The organism is Brevibacterium rongguiense (genome assembly GCF_009857845.1).
GTDB lineage: Bacteria > Actinomycetota > Actinomycetes > Actinomycetales > Brevibacteriaceae > Brevibacterium > Brevibacterium rongguiense.
In genome coordinates this window covers 1-3,907 of the sequence record NZ_WWEQ01000105.1, presented here as the reverse complement: position 1 = coordinate 3,907, position 3,907 = coordinate 1, and the positions used below count along the sequence as shown (strand labels likewise).

Below are 3,907 nucleotides of genomic sequence, written 5' to 3'. Positions count from 1 at the left end.
AGGTGCAGCTGCCGGAGGGGCCGGTCACTCTCGGCCTGGCGACCTGCTACGTCCTGCGGCTCGGCGGGCGGGGCCGGGGGCCGGACCGTCACAGCCTCCGGTCGGCCAGCGCCGGGAAGTCCTCGCGCCGCCGGCGGATCGCCGCGACGTCGATGTCCGCGGCGATGATCGTCTCGTCCGCACCGGCCTGGGCGAGCGGCCGGCCCGCCGCGTCGATGATCGCGGAATGGCCGCCCATCTGCATGCCGCCGTGGTAGCCGGCGGTGTTGACGGCCACGACGGCGCAGAAGTCCTCGAGCGCGCGCGCCCGGGCGAGCAGCTCCCAGTCGGCAACGCGCGGCGCCGGCCAGGCGGCGGGCACGACGAGCACCTCGGCGCCGGCGTCGAGCAGCCCCCGGAACAGCTCCGGGAAGCGCAGGTCGTAGCAGGTCGCCAGGCCGAGAGTGACCGGCCCCTCCGGCAGCTGCACCTCGACGGCCACGATGTCCTCACCGGCCTCGAGGAGCTTGGGCTCGCCGGAGCCGAAGCCGAAGCGGTGGATCTTGCGGTAGGTCGCGACGAGCTCACCGGTGGGCGCGATCAGCAGCGAGGTGTTCCACAGTCCGCGCGAGCCGTCGGGCAGCTCCGGCAGCGCCGTCACGTCGTAGTCGGCCTCGGCGAGTTGGGCCAGGGCGCGCTCATCGGCCTCGATGACCGAGCCCGCGTGGACGTAGGCGCCGATCGCCTGGGCCGCCGCGGACAGCGCGGTGAAGGTGGGCCCGGTGGCGGGGTCCTCGGCGCGCCGGCCCCAGTCACGGTAGGTGAAGCCCCCGGCGGGCCACAGTTCGGGGAGGACGACGAGGTCCGCGGAGCGCTGGGCGCGCACGAGCGCCGCGGCGCGCGCGATCCGATCCGCCTGCGATTCGCTGTCCGAGTACGAGAGTTGGATTGCCGAGACGCGCATGGTTCCAGGGTAGTCGATGCGCGGTGCGCCCCGTCGCGCAGTGCGCCCCCGCTGGCAGGGCGCGCCCGCGAAGGCAGGCCGTCGAATGCGGGCGGCCGAACACAGGCGGTCGAACGACGCGGGCCGGTGAATGCAGCAGGGCCCGCCTCCGAGCGGAGGCGGGCCCTGCTGGCAATCCCAGGAGGATCAGGTCACTTCTTGGGCGAGCCTGCGGCAGCCTTGAGCTTCGAGCCGGGGGAGAGCTTTACCGAGTAGCCTGCGGCGATCTCGATTTCCGCACCGGTCTGCGGGTTGCGGCCCTTGCGAGCGGCACGCTCGGTGCGCTCAACGGACACCCAGCCCGGGACGGTGAGCTTATCGCCCTTGGAGACGACCTCCGCGAAGGTCTCGAAGACGCCGTCGAGGACGTCGGAGACCTGCTTCTGCGTGAGACCGGACTTCTCTGCGACCTCGGAAACGAGCTCACTGCGGTTCTTAGCCATGTAAGTGTCCTCCTTCAGGACATAGCCGGTTGTGCACCGGGTCGGTTATTCACCGGAACGAACGTAGCAGACGTTACCAGCTGGACTTCGTGATGCCCGGCAGCTCGCCGTTGTGCGCCATCTCGCGGAAGCGGACGCGCGAGAGGCCGAACTTGCGGAGGTGGCCGCGCGGGCGGCCGTCCACCTGGTCGCGGTTGCGCAGGCGCACCGGCGAGGCATCGCGCGGCAGCTTCTGCAGGGCCAGGCGGGCTTCCTCGCGCTGGTCATCGGTGCTGTCGGGGTGGACCAGCTGGCGCTTGAGCTCGAGGCGGCGCTCAGCGTAGCGGTCGACGATGGCGCGACGCTGCTTGTCGCGTGCGATCTTGGACTTCTTCGCCATTCGGGCTCAGCGCTCCTCTCGGAATTCGACGTGCTTGCGGATCTTCGGGTCGTACTTCTTGAGCACGATGCGATCCGGGTTGTTGCGGCGGTTCTTGCGGGTGACGTACGTGTACCCGGTGCCGGCGGTCGACTTCAGCTTGATGATCGGGCGGACATCCTGTGTCTTGGCCATCAGAGCTTCACTCCCTTGGCGATGAGGTCGGCCACGACGGCGTCGATGCCGCGGGCATCGATGAGCTTGATGCCCTTCGTGGACACGTTGAGCGTCACCGTGCGCCGCAGGGACGGCACGAAGTAGCGCTTGCGCTGAATGTTGGGATCGAAGCGGCGCTTGGTGCGTCGGTTCGAGTGGGAAACGTTGTTCCCGAAACCGGGGACCTGCCCGGTTACCTGGCAGACTGCTGCCATTTCTCTCCTCCAGTTCACTTGCTGGCGCATCCGCGGCCGCGGGCTGGGCCCGGGCCGGATCCGCCGAAGACATCGCGCGTGCCGCGTGAGCCCGGGGGCTCGACGGCGTGCGCTTCGACCGCGCGGCGGCGCGATCGAGATGTCTCACCAGCGCTGAAGCATGTGGCCTGTGAGAGAGGGCCTTCGCTTGCGTGCTGCGCGGGGTGAGCACCGGCGAGCGGCTTGCCGCGCCGTGGCCGTGGATGGGGCCCGTGCACGGGGCGCACTCGCCCACACAACAGGCACCAATCCTAGTGCCCGCCCGGCCGCCGCGTCCAATCACGGCGGCGGGGCGCCGCTGCGGTGGCGATCAGGCGCCGCTGCGGCGGGGTTGGGGTACCGCGGTGGAGGCATGAGGCGGGCACGGGCGCCGGGAGATGCGCTGGAAGGCCCCCACCCCCGGGTCGCACAGTTCCCCGCGCAGTTCGCCGTGCAGTTCACTACGCAGTTGGCTGCGCAGTTGAAGGAGGGCACGGCGCGTGTCATCGTAGGTCCATGCTCGGGATCATCCTCAGCTCAGACGCCGCGGCGGCGGTCCGATGACTCCGCCCAGCGGCTCCGGCTTCCCCACCGGCCCCGGCGCCGCGCGCCTACGGGACGGGGCCCGCCCGCACCCTGGCAACGCTCGCGCCGGCGGCGGGACGGCCGACCGCTCGGACGCCGAACTCGACTGCTCGACGTACTACGAGTACCTCGCGGCCCATACCGATTCGCTGCCCGTCGTCGCGGACGCGCCGCCTGCCGCGCCCACCGTCGGAACTCCCGCTGCTGCGCCCACCGCGGCCGGATCCCATGCGGCCAAGTCGCATGTGACAGGGTCTCCGCCCGCTGCGGGCGGGGCGCCGCGGCACAGGCGCGCGCTCCTCGTGTGCATCGCGGCCGCCGTCCTCCTCCTCGTCCTCATCGCGGTCTGGGCGATCGGCAGCGCGCTGCTCGAGCCCAGCGACGGCCTCCAGCCCGCCGAGGAGGGCCCGGCGGCCTCCCACGCCGCGGGCCTGCGCGCGCCCGCGCAGGCGGTGCCCGGCCGCTAGACTGAGCCCACCGGGTCCGGTGCCGGGCGCAGCGAGGCGCGCGCACCGCGCGAAGCGATGGCAGCAGGAGGTAGCGCATGAGCCCCCCGCAGGGCCTCACGGGCGACGACCGTCTGCCGGCCAAGCCGAGCGGGCGCCCGCCGAGCGCGAATGGCCATCCCTACATCAACCCCGCCCACTCGAACGCCTACCGCTCGCGCCACGACGACCCGCCCGCAGAATCCGGTGCGCAGGACGGCGGTGGGCGCGAGGGCCCGGCACGGCAGCCCGGCCCCGCGCAGGCGGCGGGGGCCCCTGCAGCGAACAGCGCCGCACCTCACGGCGCTGCAGCGAACAGCCCTGCGCCGAACGCATCCGCGCCCAGCAGCCCCGCCGCCGACTTCGGCCCCGGTCCGGACTTCGGCCCGCACCCGGGCCAGCAGCCCGCGATGCCGTTCGGGCAGCCCGGACCGCACTTCGGGCCGCCGCCGGGCCACGCGTTCGGGCAGGCCGCCTACGGCTCACCCCCCTCCGGAGCTCCGGGCTCGGGCGGACCCGCGCATGTGCCCGCCGGCCCTGCGTGGCCGGGTTCCGGTGCGCCGGGCGCCTCCCCGGGCCTCGGCGCGGCTGCTGCCCCGGCGCCC

General features: G+C 72.9%; 6 protein-coding genes and 1 pseudogene. 2 read left to right on the top strand and 5 right to left on the bottom strand.

From position 1 onward, the window contains the following. Positions 1–88 precede the first annotated feature (88 nt). From GSY69_RS13535 to rpmB, 5 genes are all read right to left on the bottom strand, one after another. On the bottom strand, positions 89–943 hold the full coding sequence (locus tag GSY69_RS13535) for a nitrilase-related carbon-nitrogen hydrolase (protein ID WP_160954358.1): 855 nt from the start codon (positions 941–943) through the stop codon (positions 89–91). 191 nt (positions 944–1,134) lie between these two features. Next, positions 1,135–1,425, bottom strand: a complete 291-nt coding sequence (locus tag GSY69_RS13530) for an HU family DNA-binding protein (RefSeq protein ID WP_160954357.1) — start codon at positions 1,423–1,425, stop codon at positions 1,135–1,137. A 73-nt stretch (positions 1,426–1,498) separates the two neighbouring features. Then, positions 1,499–1,804: a 30S ribosomal protein S14 gene (rpsN, locus tag GSY69_RS13525; protein ID WP_160954356.1), complete on the bottom strand. Its 306-nt coding sequence runs from the start codon at positions 1,802–1,804 to the stop codon at positions 1,499–1,501. Between the two features lie 6 nt (positions 1,805–1,810). Continuing rightward, positions 1,811–1,978 (bottom strand): 50S ribosomal protein L33, encoded by a 168-nt coding sequence (gene rpmG / locus GSY69_RS13520; protein ID WP_160954355.1) that lies wholly within the window; start codon positions 1,976–1,978, stop codon positions 1,811–1,813. Continuing rightward, on the bottom strand, positions 1,978–2,214 hold the full coding sequence (gene rpmB, locus GSY69_RS13515) for a 50S ribosomal protein L28 (RefSeq protein WP_160954354.1): 237 nt from the start codon (positions 2,212–2,214) through the stop codon (positions 1,978–1,980). Before rpmB ends, rpmG begins: the two co-directional genes overlap by 1 nt. A 578-nt stretch (positions 2,215–2,792) precedes the next feature. Between rpmB and GSY69_RS13510 the strand changes: the two genes are divergently transcribed. Together GSY69_RS13510 and GSY69_RS13505 are read left to right on the top strand one after the other, a co-directional pair. After that, positions 2,793–3,284, top strand: a complete 492-nt coding sequence (locus GSY69_RS13510) for a hypothetical protein (protein WP_160954353.1) — start codon at positions 2,793–2,795, stop codon at positions 3,282–3,284. A gap of 77 nt (positions 3,285–3,361) precedes the next feature. Continuing rightward, positions 3,362–3,907, top strand: a pseudogene (locus GSY69_RS13505) (hypothetical protein); the annotation flags it as partial.

Bases quoted from the DNA above. Each gene is read 5' to 3' on its own strand.
- GSY69_RS13535 (WP_160954358.1), bottom strand. From the start codon at position 943: ATGCGCGTCTCGGCAATCCAACTCTCGTACTCGGACAGCGAATCGCAG.
- GSY69_RS13530 (WP_160954357.1), bottom strand. From the start codon at position 1,425: ATGGCTAAGAACCGCAGTGAGCTCGTTTCCGAGGTCGCAGAGAAGTCC.
- rpsN (WP_160954356.1), bottom strand. From the start codon at position 1,804: ATGGCGAAGAAGTCCAAGATCGCACGCGACAAGCAGCGTCGCGCCATC.
- rpmG (WP_160954355.1), bottom strand. From the start codon at position 1,978: ATGGCCAAGACACAGGATGTCCGCCCGATCATCAAGCTGAAGTCGACC.
- rpmB (WP_160954354.1), bottom strand. From the start codon at position 2,214: ATGGCAGCAGTCTGCCAGGTAACCGGGCAGGTCCCCGGTTTCGGGAAC.
- GSY69_RS13510 (WP_160954353.1), top strand. From the start codon at position 2,793: ATGACTCCGCCCAGCGGCTCCGGCTTCCCCACCGGCCCCGGCGCCGCG.